Below are 15,009 nucleotides of genomic sequence, written 5' to 3'. Positions count from 1 at the left end.
AGAGCCTCCTACGACCGATCTTTGTGACAGCCGGACTCTAGCCGAGTTGGCGCGGTCCGCTGACTAAGGGGTAACCGTCGACGCGCGTGGTACTCGCCACGGCGGCCCCGGCATACTGAGGCCTTCCCCCAGCCCGGTGAAGACCCAGAAGGTGTGTGAGTACCCGTGTGCGGCCTGCTTGGACTGATCTGCGCGACCGAGACCGGCGCGGCGAACGCGCGTGACGCCGTCGGCGCGGCCATGCGCTGCCAGCGCCACCGTGGCCCCGACGAGCAGGACACCTGGGCCGACGCCGAGGTCGTCTACGGCTTCAACCGGCTCGCCTTCATCGACGTCGAGCACGCGCACCAGCCGCTGGTCTGGGGCCCGCCCGAGGCGCCGGGCCGCTACACCATGAACTTCAACGGAGAGATCTACAACTACCTGGAGCTGCGGGCGGAGCTCGCCGAGCAGCACGGCGCGAAGTTCGAGACCGAGGGTGACGGCGAGGCCATCGTCGCCGGCTTCCACTACCTCGGCGCGGACTGGGTCAAGCGCCTGCGCGGCATGTTCGCCTTCATGATCTGGGACTCCCAGGAAAAGCGCGTGTTCGGCGCCCGCGACCCGTTCGGCATCAAGCCGCTGTTCTACTCGGCCGGCCCCGGGGGCGTGGCCTTCTCCAGCGAGAAGAAGAGCCTGCTGGAGCTGTCGGACGTCCTCGGCGTCGCGCAGGAGCTGGACCGCAAGGCCCTGCAGCACTACCTGGTGCTGCAGTACGTGCCCGAGCCCGAGTCGCTGCACACGGCGATCCGCCGCGTCGAGTCCGGGACGTCGTTCGAGGTGGTGCCCGGCGGTGAGGTGAAGTTCACCCGCTACTTCCACCCGCGGTTCAGCGCCAAGCCGGTCAACGGGCCCGCGGAGGCCGAAGAGCTGTACCAGCGCATCGCCGATGTGATGCGCGACTCGGTCGGCAAGCACATGATCTCCGACCCGGACGTCACGGTCGGCGCGTTCCTCTCGGGCGGCATCGACTCCACGGCCACCGCGACGCTGGCCAAGGAGCACAACCCGAACCTGATCGCGTTCACCACCGGCTTCGAGCGCGAGGGCTACTCCGAGGTCGACGTCGCCGCCGAGTCGGCCGCCGCGATCGGCGTCAAGCACGTGGTCCGGACGGTGTCGGCGGACGAGATGATGGAGGCGCTGCCGCTCATCGTCTGGTACCTCGACGACCCGGTGGCCGACCCGGCGCTGGTGCCGCTGTGGTTCATCGCCCGCGAGGCCCGCAAGCACGTCAAGGCGGTGCTGTCCGGCGAGGGCGCGGACGAGCTGTTCGGCGGCTACACGATCTACAACGAGCCGATTTCGCTGGCGCCGTTCGAGAAGATCCCCGGCGGCATGCGGAAGCTGATCGGCAAGGTCTCGACGAAGATCCCCGAGGGCACCCGCGGCAAGGACCTGCTGCGCCGCGGCGCGCTGCCGCTGGAGGACCGCTACTACGGCAACGCCCGCAACTTCCGCGACGACCAGCTGCGCAACGTCCTTCGCACCTACCAGGAAGGCGTCGGGTTCAAGGACGTCACGGCGCCTTGGTACGACGTCTCGCGCGGCTGGGACCCGGTGGCCCGCATGCAGCACGTGGACCTCTACACCTGGCTGCGCGGCGACATCCTGGTCAAGGCCGACAAGGTGACCATGGCGAACTCGCTGGAACTGCGGGTGCCGTTCCTCGACGCCGAGGTGTTCAAGGTCGCGGCGTCGATCCCGCTGGACCAGAAGCTCGCCCACGGGACGACGAAGTACGCGCTGCGCCAGGCGCTGGCCAAGATCATCCCGGCGCACGTGCTCAACCGCCGCAAGCTCGGCTTCCCGGTCCCGATCCGGCTGTGGCTGCGCCACGAGATGTACGACTGGGCGCGCGGGATCATCTCGGACTCGAAGACCGAAGAGCTGCTGGACAAGAAGGCGATCCTGGCGCTGCTCGAGGAGCACAAGGCGGGCCAGCTGGACCGCAGCCGCCAGCTGTGGGCGCTGATCGTGTTCATGCTGTGGCACGGCATCTTCGTCGAGCACCGGATCAAGCCGGAGATCCCGGAGCCGGTGTACCCGGTCAAGCTCTGACGCTCGCGTGAAAGGCCCCGCACCGGCTCGGTGCGGGGCCTTTTCGCGCCGGGCTCAGGCCGCGGGCAGGACCGCCGAGATCTCCTCGGCCGCGTCCGGGCCGAAGGCCTCGCCGATGCGGGCCAGCGCCTCCGCGCGGTCGAACGTCCACTCCTGCGTGCCGACCGTCTCCAGGACCAGCACCGCGATCAGGGAGCCGAGCTGGGCGGCGCGCTCGACGCCGAGACCGCCGTCGAGGGCGGCCAGGAAGCCCGCGCGGAAGCCGTCGCCGACGCCCGTCGGGTCGGCCTTCACGCGCTCCGGGACCGCGCCGATCTGCAGGGCGACGCCGTCCTTGCCGACGATCTCGACGCCCTTCTCCCCCAGCGTCGTGATCCGCAGGCCGACCTGGTCGAGGACGTCGGCCTCGGTCCAGCCGGTCTTCTGGAGCAGCAGCTCCCACTCGTAGTCGTTGCTGAACAGGTACTTCGCGCCGGCGACGAACTCGCGCGCCTGCTCACCGCTCATCCGGGCCAGCTGCTGCGACGGGTCGACGGCGAAGGCGTACCCGCGCTGCCGGCACTCCGCGGCGTGGCGGATCATGCCCTCGGGGTCGTCCGGGCTGATCAGCACCAGGCTGAGCGCGCCGGCGCGCTCGGCGATCGGCTGCAGCTCGATGTTGCGGGACTCGGCCATCGCGCCGGCGTAGAACGTCGCGATCTGGCAGAGGTCTTCGTCGGTGGTGCAGACGAACCGCGCGGTGTGCGCGACCTCGGACACGTGCACGCCCGAGGTGTCCACGCCGTGCCGCTCCAGCCAGGAGCGGTAGTCGGCGAAGTCGGCGCCGACGGCGCCCACGAGGACCGGCTGGACGCCGAGCACCCCGAGACCGAAGGCGATGTTCGCGCCGATGCCGCCGCGCCGGACCACGAGGTCGTCGGCGAGGAAGCTCAGCGAGACGCGGTGCAGCTGCTCGGCGACCAGCTGCTCGGCGAACCTGCCCGGGAAGTGCATGAGGTGGTCGGTCGCGATACTGCCGGACACCGCGATCCTGGCCTTTTCTGCCACCGGCTGCTCCTTTGTGCTCGGCCTCACGGCAAAAGGCGCGAAGTTACCCCCGGGTCATGACCCATCCGGGTAGTTCGCGCGTGCCCAGCCGACACTACCGGCTGGTACTCCTTCTCCAGTCGAGAGCGGATCAATAGCGTTACGAATCGTGAACGCTGTCACCGAACCCGAGACCCTGTCCGAGCTGATCGCCGACTGCGCCTTCATCCCGGCGACGCTCCAGGCCGAACGCCTCCCGCTGTCCCCCGTCACGGCCGAGCCGTGGCAGGTCGACGAAGCGTGCCACGCCCAGGTGGCCGAGCTCGACGCCTACGTCTGAGATCCGCAGCACGCGAGAAGGCCCCGCCTCCCTCCGGGGAGACGGGGCCTTCTCGTGTGCGGTGTCTCAGTGGAACGAATCGCCGCAGGCGCAGGAGCCGGTGGCGTTCGGGTTGTCGATCGTGAAGCCCTGCTTCTCGATCGTGTCCACGAAGTCGATGACGGCTTCCGACACGTACGGCGCGCTCATCCGGTCGACGGCGACCTTCATGCCGTCGAAGTCGCGGAACAGGTCGCCGTCGAGCGTGCGCTCGTCGAAGAACAGCTGGTAGCGCAGGCCCGCGCAGCCACCGGGCTGGACGGCGATGCGCAGGTGCATGTCGTCGCGGCCCTCCTGCTCGAGCAGGGCCTTCGCCTTGGCGGCCGCGGCGGCGGTCAACGTGACGCCGTGGGTCTCCTCGGCGGTCTCGGCCTGCGTCGCGCCGGCGTGCTCAGCGGTCGTCATGGCACTCCCTCATAAAGTCGAACTCGCTACGGATACTCCTCGTGCTGACGTGTTCAACACCCGGAGCGTCCGATCTGTTCCCCCACCATGGTCGCACATGGATCGACCTGGTTACCGGCGGCGTGACGCCTGCAATACCCTGGTGAGGTGAGGTTCCTGCGCCGAAGCACCACAGACACCGCCGCCGAAGAGCCGGAGACGGCCGAAGCCGTCGACGTCGCCGGCAAGGCGTACACGCCCGGTAAGGGCAAGGCTACGCCGAAGCGCCGCGAGGCGGAGGCGAAGCGCCGTGGCCCGGTGGCACCACCGCCCACGACGATGCGTGAGGCGATGAAGCGCAACAAAGAGCTGCGCAAGGCGAACCCCCAGAGCAAGGAAGACCGCCGCGCGGCGGCCAAGGCCCGCCGCGACGCGATGATGCGCGGCGACGACAAGGCCCTGCTCCCCCGCGACCGCGGGCCGGTCAAGCGGTACGTCCGCGACCTCGTCGACAGCCGGCGCAACCTGCTCGGCCTGTTCATGCCGCTGGCGATCGTGGTGTTCCTGGCGCTGCTGGTGCCGCTGCCCCAGGTGCAGTCGTACATCACGCTGCTGTGCACGGCGATGCTGCTGGTGATGGCGATCGAGGGCTTCGTCAACGGCCGGAAGATCGCGAAGCTGGTCCGGGAGAAGTTCCCGAAGGAACCGGTGAACGGCCGGTCGATCGGCTGGTACGCGTTCGTCCGCGCCTCCCAGATCCGGCGCCTGCGGATGCCGAAGCCCCGGCTGAAGCCGGGCGACCCGATCCCCGACTGAGCTGGTTTCGAGAAGCCGGGTCGAGCGACGCTCGACCCGGCTTCTTGCCGTCCACGCCCCGAGCCACCGCCCCGCGAGGCCGAAGTCACGCCAGGTCGTTAGCAAAGTAAACGATTACCGCCTAAGCTCGCGCCATGGAGTTTCGTCGTCTCGGCCGCAGTGGCCTCAACGTCAGTGAGATCTCGTACGGGAACTGGCTCACCCACGGTTCCCAGGTCGAGGAAGACCAGGCCCGCGCCTGCATCCAGGCCGCCCTCGACGTCGGCATCACCACCTTCGACACCGCCGACGCCTACGCCAACACCGCCGCCGAGTCCGTGCTCGGGCGCGGCCTCAAGGGGCAGCGGCGGGAAAGCCTCGAGATCTTCACCAAGGTCTTCTGGCCCACGGGTCCCAAGGGTCCCAACGACAAGGGCCTGTCCCGCAAGCACATCATGGAGTCGGCGCACGCCAGCCTGAAGCGGCTCGGCACCGACTACGTCGACCTCTACCAGGCGCACCGCTTCGACCGGCACACCCCGCTCGAAGAGACGATGGTGGCCTTCGCCGACCTCGTCCGCCAGGGCAAGGTGCTCTACGTCGGCGTCTCGGAGTGGACCGCCGAGCAGATCTCCCGCGGCGCCGCCCTCGCCCGTGAGCTGCACATCCCCCTCGTGTCGAACCAGCCGCAGTACAACATGCTCTGGCGCGTCATCGAGGAGCAGGTCATCCCGACCTCCGAGCGCGAAGGCCTGAGCCAGATCGTCTGGTCGCCGATCGCGCAGGGCGTGCTCACCGGCAAGTACAAGCCCGGACAGGCCTACCCCGAAGGCTCGCGGGCCACCGACGAAAAGGGCGGCGCCGACATGGTCGCCCGCTTCCTCGACGAGAACGTGCTCAAGCGCGTCGCCGACCTCGAACCGCTGGCCGAGCAGGCCGGTCTCAGCCTCGCCCAGCTGGCCGTCGCGTGGGTGCTGCAGAACCCGAACGTCGCCTCCGCGATCATCGGCGCCTCGCGGCCCGAGCAGGTGCACGAGAACGTCAAGGCCGCCGGCAAGAAGCTCGACGCCGACCTCCTCAAGGCCATCGACGACGTCCTCGGCGACGTCGTCGAGCGTGACGCCGGCCTGACGAAGAGCCCCTAGTCCCTGACGAAAAGGCCCTAGTCCTGGTTGATCCGGCCCTGGAACGGCACCCCGAGGTCGAACGCGTCCTCGGGGGCCATCCGGGGCTCCAGGCCGAACCCGCGCAGGAGCCGGCTCGCCCCCGCCAGCCGGTCGCCGCCGCGTCCGGGGACGCGCGAAGGCGTGAGACCGCGCGAGACCAGCAGGCTCTCGACGTCGTCGATCAGGCGGTACGGGTCGTACTCACCCACGGACCCAGGTCTTCCCGGTGATCCGCTCGTAGACCTCGGTGTAGCGCTGCCGCGTCTGCTCGACGATGTCCGCGGGGATCTCCGGCCCGGGCGGGGTCTGGTCCCAGCCCGTCGAACGCGACCAGTCGCGCACGAACTGCTTGTCGAACGCGTGCTGCGGCCGGCCCGGCTCCCACTCGTCGGCCGGCCAGAAGCGCGACGAGTCCGACGTCAGGACCTCGTCGCCCAGGGTCAGCGTGCCGTCGGCGTCGAAGCCGAACTCGAGCTTCGTGTCCGCGATGATCACGCCCTGCTTCGCCGCGTGTTCGGCGCCCTTCGTGTAGATCTCCAGCGTCAGCTCGCGGAGCCGCTTCGCGGTGTCCTCGCCGATTTCGTTCAGGACCTCGTCGAAGGTCATGAACTCGTCGTGCCCGGTGTCGGACTCCTTCGTCGTCGGCGTGAAGATCGGCTCCGGCAGCTTGTCGCCCTCGACCAGGCCCGGCGGCAGCGCGACGCCGGAGATTTTCCCGTCCCGCTGGTACTCGCGCAGGCCCAGGCCGGCCAGGTAGCCGCGCGCGATGCACTCGACCTTGACCATCTTCAGCGGCTTGCAGCGCATCGCGCGCCCGGCGAACTCCGCCGGCACGTCGGTGGTCGACACGACGTGGTTCGGGACGACGTCGGCCATCCGCTCGAACCACCAGGCCGACAGCTGGTTGAGCAGCTTGCCCTTGTCCGGGATCGGCGTCGGCAGCGCCACGTCGTAGACCGAGACGCGGTCGGACGCGACGAGCAGGATGTCCCCGCCGTCGAGTTCGTACAGGTCGCGGACCTTGCCCTGGTGGATGTGCTTCATTCGCCGTCCTCAGTCGTGTACTCGTGGAAAACCCAGTGGTCGGGCAGGGCGGCGGACTCACCGTACTCGACGACCGTCCCGTCGGCCGCCAGGAAGGTGCTCCGGCCCAGCAGCACCGGCGAACCGGCGGGCAGCCCCAGCTCGGCCGCCTCCTCCTCGTCCGCGCGGCCCGCCGCGTGCCGTTCCTGCGTCGTCGCGATCTTCGTGCCGAGCCGGGCGGCCGCGTGGGCCGCGGTGCCCTCCGGGATCCGCTCCGCGACCAGCAAGGCCGGGGCCTTCGCCGACAGCGCGCCGTCGAACCACGACGTCGACGTCGACAGCGGCCGCGAGTCGGGGCCGTAGGTGGTACGCCGCCGCCGGATCACCGGGGCGCCCTCGTCCAGGCCGAGGGCGGCGGCGGCGCGCTCGGACGCCGGCTCCAGGCCGGCCGAGCGGATCACCGCGTAGTGGCCCGGCGGGTAGATCCGGCCCGTCCGCGCCGAGGCCGCGGCGCGGTCGCGGGCCGTGCGGTGCAGACCGCCGCGGTCGACGACCGTGCCGACGCCGCGCACGGGCCGCACGAGGCCCTGCGAGCGCAGCGTGGCCAGCACCTTGGTCGCCGTCGCCATGGCGACGGTCCAGGTGCGCGCTATCTCGCGGGCGGACGGCACCGCGTCGCCCTCCTGCAGCCGGCCGGACAGGATGTCGTCACGAATCCGGCCGGCGATCTGCAGGTACGGCGGCTCAGGGCGATCGAGGGTGGGCAAAGCGGCTCCTCACGCCGGACAACACGCACAAGTGTTCTAGCACGCCGGGGGGTGTCCCACAAAGGCCTGTTCAGAACCACCCAGGTGTACTAGTACACGCACTGGACGGTGCACTAGTGCGCAAGTTACCCTCGAAAGTGTGTCCCCGCCCACACCGCACTCCGGATCCAGCGGCCAGGGCCTCGAGGAACTCCTCGAGGAACTCCGGCGCCGCAAATGGGTGCTGCACCTGTTCGGCGGCCGAGAGGCGCCGGAGATCTACGCGGCGGTATACCGCTGGCCCACCTGCGCGGACGTCCTCATCCTCCGCGACGAGCACCGGGCCAGCGCCTACCGCGTGCCGACCTTCCCGGGCACGGACGTGTTCAGCCCGCGGGTCGTCACCTGGCAGTACCACGCCACCCCGGTCTGGACGCTGCGGGCGGTGCTCACCCTGGCGGAGCCCGGCACCCCGGGCGCCCCGCTGCAGGCGCTCCGGCCACAGCCGGACTGCCGGATCCCGCCGGAACTGCGCCACGACGTGACCATCCGGCCGACCGGAATGACCCGGGAAGGGGATGACGGCGGCGGCCCGCCCGCGTGCGCCTAGCGGGCGAGCAACCGCTCCGCGACGACGAGGTCGTGGGGATAGGTGATCTTGAGGTTCTCGGGAGCCCCCGGGACCCACCGGATCGGCAGGGAGGAGAACCGCTCCATGCACGAGGAAGTGTCCGTACCCACGAAGCCTTCGCGCTCGGCCTTCTCGTAGGCCTCGAGCAGCGGTCCGGCCCGGAAGCCCTGAGGCGTCTGGACGCGGATCGCGCCGGGCACCTGGGCGACCAGGTGCCCGGCATCCACCTCGACGACGTCGTCCGCGGCCAGGCCCGGCACAGCCCCCCCGTCCTCGCGTGTCCGGGCCAACACCGCACCGACCAGTTCGGGGTGGACCAGCGGCCGGGCCGCGTCGTGCAGCAGCACGGCGTCGACCCGGCCGCCTCTGATTCGCGGCGCGAGGTGGCGCAGCGCGTTCAGTTCGGAGGCCTGCCGGGTGTCGCCGCCGGGCACGATCTCGACGCCGTCGCCGGCCACCTCGTCGGCGAGTTCCCGGTCCTGCGGCCGGATGACGAGCACCAGCACGCCGATGCCGGGCACCGCGCGGAAGGCGTCCAGCGACCACGCCACCACCCGCCGCCCGGCCAGGGGCAGGTAGACCTTGTTCAGCTTCGCGCCGACGCGGGTTCCCGCGCCACTGGCCAGCACCACCGCGGCCGCCGTCGTCTCCACGAGCCGCGAGACTACTGGGCCGCCGGAAGCACGTGCAGTGCGTCCGGATCCGGCCCGGGCAGCGGTGCGGTGTCTTCCCGTCCTCCCCGGCCCGGACGACCCGGGCGACCCGGGCGGAGCCGCCGTGACCTGGCGGGCGCGCCGGTCCCGCGGGAACGTCGGGTCGAGCGGGACGTAGGCCCAGCCGGGGTGCCGGAAGCGCGGCCGGGCCCGGAGCCCGCGGACGCCGCCGGTCGCCCGCCCCCACCCCGCCGCGCGACCGGCCACCGGCCCTCCCGGTAGGTTGGCCACAGCGTTGCCGTGCCACAGAAAGGGCCTGGTGTGGAGCCGGAAAACATCGAGTTCCCCGAGATCGCCCCGCCCGACGAGCACGCCCGGTCCGCCGCGATCGCGTTGCACGACAAGCTCGTCAAGCCGGCCGGGTCGCTGGGGCGGCTCGAGGAGCTGGGCGTCTGGATCGCCGCCTGCCAGGGGCAGTCGCCGCCGCGGCCGTTCACGCGGCCGCGGGTCGTCGTCTTCGCCGGGGATCACGGCATCGCCGCCAAGGGCGTCTCCGCCTATCCCGCCGAGGTCACCGCGCAGCTGCTGGGCACCATGCTGACCGGCGGCGCCGCGATCAACGTCCTGGCCGCCGCCGCGGGGGCGAGCGTGCGCGTGGTCGACCTGGCCGTCGACACCGAAGCTCCGGCGACCCGCGCGATCGGCGAGTTCAAGGTCCGCCGCGGCTCCGGCTCCATCGACGTCGAAGACGCCTTGACCGCCGACGAGGCCAAGGCCGCGATCCGCGCCGGGATCGCGATCGCCGACGCCGAGGTCGACGGCGGCGCCGACCTGCTCATCCCCGGCGACCTCGGGATCGGCAACAGCACGCCGGCTTCGGTGCTGGTGGCGGCGCTGACCGGGAGCGAGCCGGTGGCCGTCGTCGGCCGCGGCTCCGGCATCGACGACGCCGCGTGGATGCGCAAGGCCGCCGCCGTGCGCGACGCCCTGCGCCGGGCCCGCGCGGCCCTGGCCGACCCGGTCGACCTGCTGCGCACCACCGCCGGCGCGGACATCGCCGCGATGGCCGGGTTCCTCGCCCAGGCCGCGGTCCGGCGGACGCCGGTGGTCCTGGACGGCCTGGTCGCCTGCGCGGCCGCACTCGTCGCGGAGGACCTCGCTCCGGGCGCCCGCCGCTGGTGGGTCGCGGGCCAGCGGACGGCCGAGCCTGCCCACGCCCTCGCCCTGGAGCACCTGGACCTGGGCCCGCTGCTGGAACTGGACGTCCGGCTCGGCGAAGGCACCGGCGCCGTCACGGCCCTGCCGCTGCTGATGATGGCCGCGCGCGTCCTCGCCGAGACGGCCACCCACGAGCAGGCCGGCGTCTCCGGCCCGCTCACCCCCGCCCCCGCCTCCTGACCGGACGAAAGCGGCCCCCGGCGCACCGGGGGCCGCTTCGGAAAACCGCTCAGCCGAGCTTGACCATCCAGTGGTCCGGGTCGGGGCGGGTGCCCTCCTGGATGCCGGTCAGCTCTTCGCGCAGCTTCATGGTGAGGGTGCCGGGCTGCCCGTCGGCGATCGTGAACTCGCCGCCGGCGTGCTTCACGTGGCCGACCGGGGTGATGACCGCCGCGGTGCCGCAGGCGAACGTCTCGGTCAGCTCACCCGAGGCCGCCGCCTTCTCCCACTCGTCGGTGGAGATCCGGCGCTCCTCGATCTTGTACCCGAGCCGCGAAGCCAGCTGCAGCAACGACTTGCGGGTGACGCCGGGCAGCAGCGACCCGGTCAGCTCCGGGGTCACCACCCGGGCGTTCTCGCCGGAGCCGAAGACGAAGAACAGGTTCATCCCGCCCATCTCCTCGACCCAGCGCCGCTCCACCGCGTCGAGCCACACGACCTGGTCGCAGCCCTTCTCGACGGCCTGCGCCTGCGCCACGAACGACGCCGCGTAGTTGCCGGCGCACTTGGCCGCGCCGGTGCCGCCGGGCGCGGCCCGGACGTACTCGGTGGACAGCCAGACGCTGACCGGCTTCACGCCACCGGAGAAGTACGACCCGGCCGGCGAGGCGATGACCGTGTACACGTAGTCCGCGGCCGGGCTGTTGACGCCGAGGCCGGTGGACGTCGAGATCATGAACGGCCGCAGGTACAGGGAATCACCCTGGCGGGTGGGCACCCACCGGCCGTCGACGGCGATGAGCTCCCGCAGCGACTCGACGAAGACCTCCTCCGGCAGCTGCGGCATGGCGAGCCGCTCGGCCGACTGGCGGAACCGGGCGGCGTTGGCGTCCGGGCGGAACGACGCGATCGAGCCGTCCGGCTGGCGGTAGGCCTTGAGCCCCTCGAAGATGGCCTGGCCGTAGTGCAGCACCGACGTCGCCGGGTCGAGGGTGAACGGGGCGTAGGGGCCGACCTGGGCCTCGTGCCAGCCTTCGGCCTTCGACCACTTGACGGTGACCATGTGATCGGTGAAGTACACCCCGAACCCGGGGGCGGCGAGTACCTCCGCGACACGGTCCGCGCTCGCAGGACTCGGGTGCGGGGCATGGGCGAACTGTGTCGTGGTCGTCATGGCTAGACGATACCGCTTGCTCGGACGCGCGTTAGTCGGATGTCCATCTGTTCCCGGTTCTCCGCGCCCGCGGCGTGACCGCTCTAGGATGACGCCGTGACCTACCACTCCACTGAGCCGGTCCCCCGGCCCAAGACCACCGGCGCCGACATCAAGACCTTCGTCGCCGCGGTGCTGCTGACCTTCGGCGTCGGCCTGCTCGGCATGGTCGGCTGGGCCGTGCTGGACAGCGGGTTCGGCGGCTTCCTCGGCCTGGTCGGCGGCGTCTTCGGCGTCGTGTGGTGGCGGAAGATCCACGGCAAGGCGTTCCCGAAGGTGCTCCCGACGAAGTCGGTGGTCATCCTCGCGGTCGTCAACGCCGTGCTGGCGCTGATCCTCCTCCTGACCGCGGGCTGAGCTCCGCCGGCAGCTCCGGCGCCGGCCAGCCGGCGTCCGGGCGGAAGTCGGTGCCGGTTCCGTCGAACGGGTAGGCACCGCGTTCGGCCAGCGCGCCGATCCGCTCGCCTTCGGCGCGCAGCCGGTCGAACTGATCGAGCGTGAGCCGGCCGACTTCCAGCGCGGCCTCGGCTTCGTCCTCGTCGTCCCAGCGCCAGCTGCCGTCGCGCTCGACGACGACGTCGAGCACGCCGTCGATCCGGTCGACCGCGCCCGGCGTGCGGCCCAGCGGGATCTCGAGGTTGACGTACCAGTTCTTGAACCGGCCTTCGAGGTCGAAGAACCACCAGACCGACGACCACTCGTCCTCGGGGATCCGGCGCAGCGTCGACGCGCCGTGCCAGGAGTCCGCGACCGGCACCCGGGGGATGCGGAACCGCTGCTCGAGCGGGGCGTCCCGCATCAGGCGGCCGTCGGCGAGCCTGCTGCCGACGATCGGCGTGCCCGCCGGCAGCCAGGCGAGCAGGACGCGGCCGTCGTCTTCGAGGACGCGCAGCGGGTGGATCTGGCCGATCGAGCCGTCGGGGCGGTGGAACCGCTCGACCACGGTCTCCCCCGGCCGCCAGCGTCGATCACTCACGGGTTCCACTGTACCTGCGGGCGCGTACGCCCAGTAGCAGCTCGAACACGGTCGCCAGCCCCGCGACCAGAAGCACGGGCAGCGCCGGCAGCAGGTACGCGGCCGCCGCGGCGGCGGCGAGCCCGGCGAGCCCCGGCACGCCGGCCCGCGCCCGGACCTCGGTCCCGGCGGCGAGCGCGGGCACCACGGTGGCGACCGCGGCGACGACCGTGAGCACCGGTTGCAGCGCGTCCGCGTCGGCGGCGGAGAGCAGGTCGCGCAGCGAAGTGAGCGAAAGTCCCAGCCGCACCGCGCCGAGCTGGTAGAGCGCGGCGAAGCCGGCCAGCAGGGCGACCACGCCGAGCAGCAGGACGCGCGGCCCCGCCTTGTCGCGTCCCGCGGGGCGCAGGAACGGCAGCGCCAGCACGGCCACGAAGAGCACGCCCGCGAAGTCCGGGGGCCGCAGGCCGTCCGCCGTTCCCACCGGCGGCACGGCCAGGCACACCGCGACCAGCACGAGCCCCGCGACCAGCAGCAGGCCACCGGCGACACGCACGGCGAACGCCGGGATCTTCAGCCCGGCGAACCCCGCGCCGGTCACCACCACGACGAACGCCGCGGCCGCCGCCGCCCGGTGTTCCGGGAAGACGTAGGCGCCGAACGCGATCGCGTAGACCGTCACCTCCGACAGCCGCGCGACCGCTGCCACGACCCGCTCGACCAGGGAGTCCCCCGGTTCCGGCACCCGTGCCGTCACGCCGGCCGCGATCGCCGCGAGCACCAGCCCGGCGAGCAGCCACCAGCCCGCGCCCGCCGCCCCGGCCGCCAGCACGACCAGCAGCCCACCGCCCAGCCGCACGCGGCCTCCCTCTCCCGGTGTTCACCCGTGGTCCGGGTCGTCATTAGCATGGCTCACGATCCCGACCGGGCCGGTGCCCGGTGCCCCGAGAACGCGCGAGGAGCCAGAAGTGACCGTGCCTAAGCTCGCCCTGTCCGACAACACCGGGGAGGCACTGGCCAAAACGCGCGCCGACGTCGTCGTCATCGGCACTCTGCAGGGTGCGGACGGTCCCGTGCTCGCCGCCGGCGCCGCCGCCGTGGACGCCGCCTTCGACGGCCGGCTCGCCGGCCTGCTGGCCACGCTCGGCGCGAGCGGCAAGGCCGAAGAGGTCGTCAAGGTCCCGACGCTGGGCAAGCTCCCCGCCGGCGTCGTGCTCGCCGTCGGCCTGGGCAAGGCGGCCGTCGACGTCACCCCGGAGCAGGTCCGCCGCGCCGCGGGCGCCGCCGGCCGCGCGCTGGCCGGCACGGACCGCGCCTTCGTCACGCTGTCCGAGCTCGACCTGCAGGCCGCCGTCGAGGGCACGATCCTCGGCTCCTACGTCTTCACCGCCTACCGCTCGGAGAAGGGCGACGCCCCGCTGGCGAAGGCCGACTTCGCGAGCCCGGCCGGCGGCACCGCCCGCGAGCACAAGGCGACGCTGAAGGCGGCCGGCGCCATCGCCGAGGCCGTCATCGTCGCCCGCGACCTGATCAACACCCCGCCGAACGACCTCTACCCGGCCTCCTTCGCCGACCGCGCGAAGAAGCTGGCCGAGGACAACGGCCTCGAGTTCGAGGTCCTCGACGAGAAGGCCCTCAAGCGCAAGGGCTTCGGCGGCATCCTCGGCGTCGGCGGCGGCTCGTCCCGCCCGCCGCGGCTGGTGCGCGTCGGGTACAAGCCGGCCAAGGCCGCCAAGAAGGTCGCCCTGGTGGGCAAGGGCATCACGTTCGACTCGGGCGGCATCTCGCTCAAGCCCGCCGCGAACATGGACCAGATGACCTCGGACATGTCCGGCGCGGCCGGCGTGCTCGCGTCGGTCGTCCTGGCCGCGAAGCTGAAGTACCCGCTCGAGGTCGTCGCGCACATCCCGCTGGCGGAGAACCTCCCGTCCGGGACGTCCTACCGCCCGGGTGACGTGCTGACCATGTACGGCGGCAAGACCGTCGAGGTCCTCAACACCGACGCCGAGGGCCGGCTGGTCCTGGTCGACGCCATGGTGCGCGCGGCCGAGGAGAACCCGGACTACCTCATCGAGACCTCGACGCTGACCGGCGCCCAGGTCGTCGCGCTCGGCAACCGCACCGCCGGCGTGATGGGCTCGGAGGACTTCCGCGACCGCGTTGCCGCGATCATGCAGGCGACCGGCGAGAACGGCTGGGCCATGCCGCTGCCGGAGGAACTGCGCGCCGACCTCGACTCGCGGCTGGCCGACCTGGCCAACGTGACCGGCCACCGCTGGGGCGGCATGCTCGCCGCCGGGATCTTCCTGCGCGAGTTCGTCGCCGACGGCCTCGACTGGGTCCACATCGACATCGCGGGCCCGTCGTTCAACACGGGTTCGCCGTGGGGCTACACCGGCAAGGGCGGCACCGGCGTCCCGGTCCGCTCGATCGCCGCGGTGCTGGCGGACATCGCCGCCAACGGCTGACCGCGTTCCCCCGGAGGGGCTCCCGCCACGGCGGGGGCCCCTCCGGCGTTTTCCGCCGGAAGATCCCTTTCGATGTGATCCGCGACACCGTAC

At 71.8% G+C, this 15,009-nt stretch carries 17 protein-coding genes; 8 read left to right on the top strand and 9 right to left on the bottom strand.

The annotated features are described in order from the left end of the window. Nucleotides 1-165 precede the first annotated feature (165 nt). Entirely contained in the window at nt 166-2,100 is a 1,935-nt protein-coding gene (gene asnB, locus DV20_RS17560) for an asparagine synthase (glutamine-hydrolyzing) (protein ID WP_043781538.1), read from the top strand. A gap of 54 nt (nt 2,101-2,154) precedes the next feature. On the opposite strand, the gene DV20_RS17555 is transcribed toward asnB, so the two are convergent. Then, nucleotides 2,155-3,147, bottom strand: coding sequence for a carbohydrate kinase family protein (locus DV20_RS17555; RefSeq protein ID WP_084093528.1), 993 nt, complete (start codon nt 3,145-3,147; stop codon nt 2,155-2,157). Between the two features lie 148 nt (nt 3,148-3,295). Between DV20_RS17555 and DV20_RS45885 the strand changes: the two genes are divergently transcribed. Then, nucleotides 3,296-3,466, top strand: a complete 171-nt coding sequence (locus tag DV20_RS45885; protein WP_167344382.1) for a hypothetical protein — start codon at nt 3,296-3,298, stop codon at nt 3,464-3,466. Nucleotides 3,467-3,532: 66 nt separating this feature from the next. Here the strand turns inward: DV20_RS45885 and DV20_RS17550 are convergent, their stop codons facing one another. After that, nucleotides 3,533-3,910, bottom strand: coding sequence for a HesB/IscA family protein (locus DV20_RS17550; protein WP_043781535.1), 378 nt, complete (start codon nt 3,908-3,910; stop codon nt 3,533-3,535). Between the two features lie 147 nt (nt 3,911-4,057). On the opposite strand from DV20_RS17550, the gene DV20_RS17545 reads away from it, so the two are divergent. Continuing rightward, nucleotides 4,058-4,705 carry a DUF3043 domain-containing protein gene (locus tag DV20_RS17545; RefSeq protein ID WP_043781533.1) on the top strand — a complete coding sequence of 216 codons (648 nt, stop codon included), beginning with the start codon at nt 4,058-4,060 and terminating at the stop codon, nt 4,703-4,705. Nucleotides 4,706-4,839: 134 nt separating this feature from the next. After that, nucleotides 4,840-5,829 (top strand): aldo/keto reductase family protein, encoded by a 990-nt coding sequence (locus DV20_RS17540; RefSeq protein ID WP_043781531.1) that lies wholly within the window; start codon nt 4,840-4,842, stop codon nt 5,827-5,829. A gap of 17 nt (nt 5,830-5,846) precedes the next feature. Here DV20_RS17540 and DV20_RS17535 read toward each other — a convergent pair whose 3' ends face one another. From DV20_RS17535 to DV20_RS17525, 3 genes are read right to left on the bottom strand one after another with little or no spacing between them, the layout of a single operon-like run. Next, entirely contained in the window at nt 5,847-6,059 is a 213-nt protein-coding gene (locus tag DV20_RS17535) for a hypothetical protein (RefSeq protein WP_043781530.1), read from the bottom strand. Beyond that, the gene (locus DV20_RS17530; protein WP_043781528.1) at nt 6,052-6,894 is read right to left on the bottom strand and encodes a phosphoribosylaminoimidazolesuccinocarboxamide synthase; all 843 of its coding nucleotides are present in this window, start codon (nt 6,892-6,894) and stop codon (nt 6,052-6,054) included. Before DV20_RS17530 ends, DV20_RS17535 begins: the two co-directional genes overlap by 8 nt. Next, nucleotides 6,891-7,640 (bottom strand): GntR family transcriptional regulator, encoded by a 750-nt coding sequence (locus DV20_RS17525; RefSeq protein ID WP_043781527.1) that lies wholly within the window; start codon nt 7,638-7,640, stop codon nt 6,891-6,893. Before DV20_RS17525 ends, DV20_RS17530 begins: the two co-directional genes overlap by 4 nt. 139 nt (nt 7,641-7,779) lie before the next feature. Here DV20_RS17525 and DV20_RS17520 point away from each other — a divergent pair, with 139 nt between their 5' ends. Further along, a complete protein-coding gene (locus DV20_RS17520) occupies nt 7,780-8,229 on the top strand; it encodes a hypothetical protein (RefSeq protein WP_043781526.1) in 450 nt (149 codons plus the stop codon). On the opposite strand, the gene DV20_RS17515 is transcribed toward DV20_RS17520, so the two are convergent. Continuing rightward, the gene (locus DV20_RS17515) at nt 8,226-8,903 is read right to left on the bottom strand and encodes an IspD/TarI family cytidylyltransferase (protein WP_043781525.1); all 678 of its coding nucleotides are present in this window, start codon (nt 8,901-8,903) and stop codon (nt 8,226-8,228) included. The genes DV20_RS17520 and DV20_RS17515 overlap by 4 nt on opposite strands. Before the next feature lie 321 nt (nt 8,904-9,224). Here DV20_RS17515 and cobT point away from each other — a divergent pair, with 321 nt between their 5' ends. Continuing rightward, nucleotides 9,225-10,301 carry a nicotinate-nucleotide--dimethylbenzimidazole phosphoribosyltransferase gene (gene cobT, locus DV20_RS17510; RefSeq protein ID WP_043781522.1) on the top strand — a complete coding sequence of 359 codons (1,077 nt, stop codon included), beginning with the start codon at nt 9,225-9,227 and terminating at the stop codon, nt 10,299-10,301. 49 nt (nt 10,302-10,350) lie between these two features. Here the strand turns inward: cobT and DV20_RS17505 are convergent, their stop codons facing one another. Beyond that, nucleotides 10,351-11,454, bottom strand: coding sequence for a branched-chain amino acid aminotransferase (locus DV20_RS17505; protein WP_043781521.1), 1,104 nt, complete (start codon nt 11,452-11,454; stop codon nt 10,351-10,353). Nucleotides 11,455-11,550: 96 nt separating this feature from the next. Here DV20_RS17505 and DV20_RS17500 point away from each other — a divergent pair, with 96 nt between their 5' ends. Next, complete coding sequence (locus DV20_RS17500) at nt 11,551-11,850, top strand: hypothetical protein (protein WP_043781520.1); 300 nt, start codon at nt 11,551-11,553, stop codon at nt 11,848-11,850. Here the strand turns inward: DV20_RS17500 and DV20_RS17495 are convergent. Together DV20_RS17495 and DV20_RS17490 are read right to left on the bottom strand one after the other, a co-directional pair. Then, complete coding sequence (locus DV20_RS17495; protein ID WP_200876451.1) at nt 11,807-12,469, bottom strand: DUF402 domain-containing protein; 663 nt, start codon at nt 12,467-12,469, stop codon at nt 11,807-11,809. The two genes, DV20_RS17500 and DV20_RS17495, sit on opposite strands and share 44 nt — an antisense overlap. After that, nucleotides 12,462-13,307: a hypothetical protein gene (locus DV20_RS17490; protein ID WP_043781516.1), complete on the bottom strand. Its 846-nt coding sequence runs from the start codon at nt 13,305-13,307 to the stop codon at nt 12,462-12,464. Before DV20_RS17490 ends, DV20_RS17495 begins: the two co-directional genes overlap by 8 nt. A gap of 109 nt (nt 13,308-13,416) precedes the next feature. On the opposite strand from DV20_RS17490, the gene DV20_RS17485 reads away from it, so the two are divergent. After that, a complete protein-coding gene (locus tag DV20_RS17485; protein WP_043781514.1) occupies nt 13,417-14,916 on the top strand; it encodes a leucyl aminopeptidase in 1,500 nt (499 codons plus the stop codon). Nucleotides 14,917-15,009 lie beyond the last annotated feature (93 nt).

The organism is Amycolatopsis rifamycinica (genome assembly GCF_000695625.1).
GTDB classification, from domain to species: Bacteria; Actinomycetota; Actinomycetes; order Mycobacteriales; family Pseudonocardiaceae; genus Amycolatopsis; species Amycolatopsis rifamycinica.
The sequence above is the reverse complement of the archived record's forward strand: the minus strand, read 5'-3'. Positions and strand labels throughout refer to the sequence as shown.

Bases quoted from the DNA above. Each gene is read 5' to 3' on its own strand.
- DV20_RS17530 (WP_043781528.1), bottom strand. From the start codon at position 6,894: ATGAAGCACATCCACCAGGGCAAGGTCCGCGACCTGTACGAACTCGAC.
- DV20_RS17505 (WP_043781521.1), bottom strand. From the start codon at position 11,454: ATGACGACCACGACACAGTTCGCCCATGCCCCGCACCCGAGTCCTGCG.
- DV20_RS17550 (WP_043781535.1), bottom strand. From the start codon at position 3,910: ATGACGACCGCTGAGCACGCCGGCGCGACGCAGGCCGAGACCGCCGAG.
- DV20_RS17540 (WP_043781531.1), top strand. From the start codon at position 4,840: ATGGAGTTTCGTCGTCTCGGCCGCAGTGGCCTCAACGTCAGTGAGATC.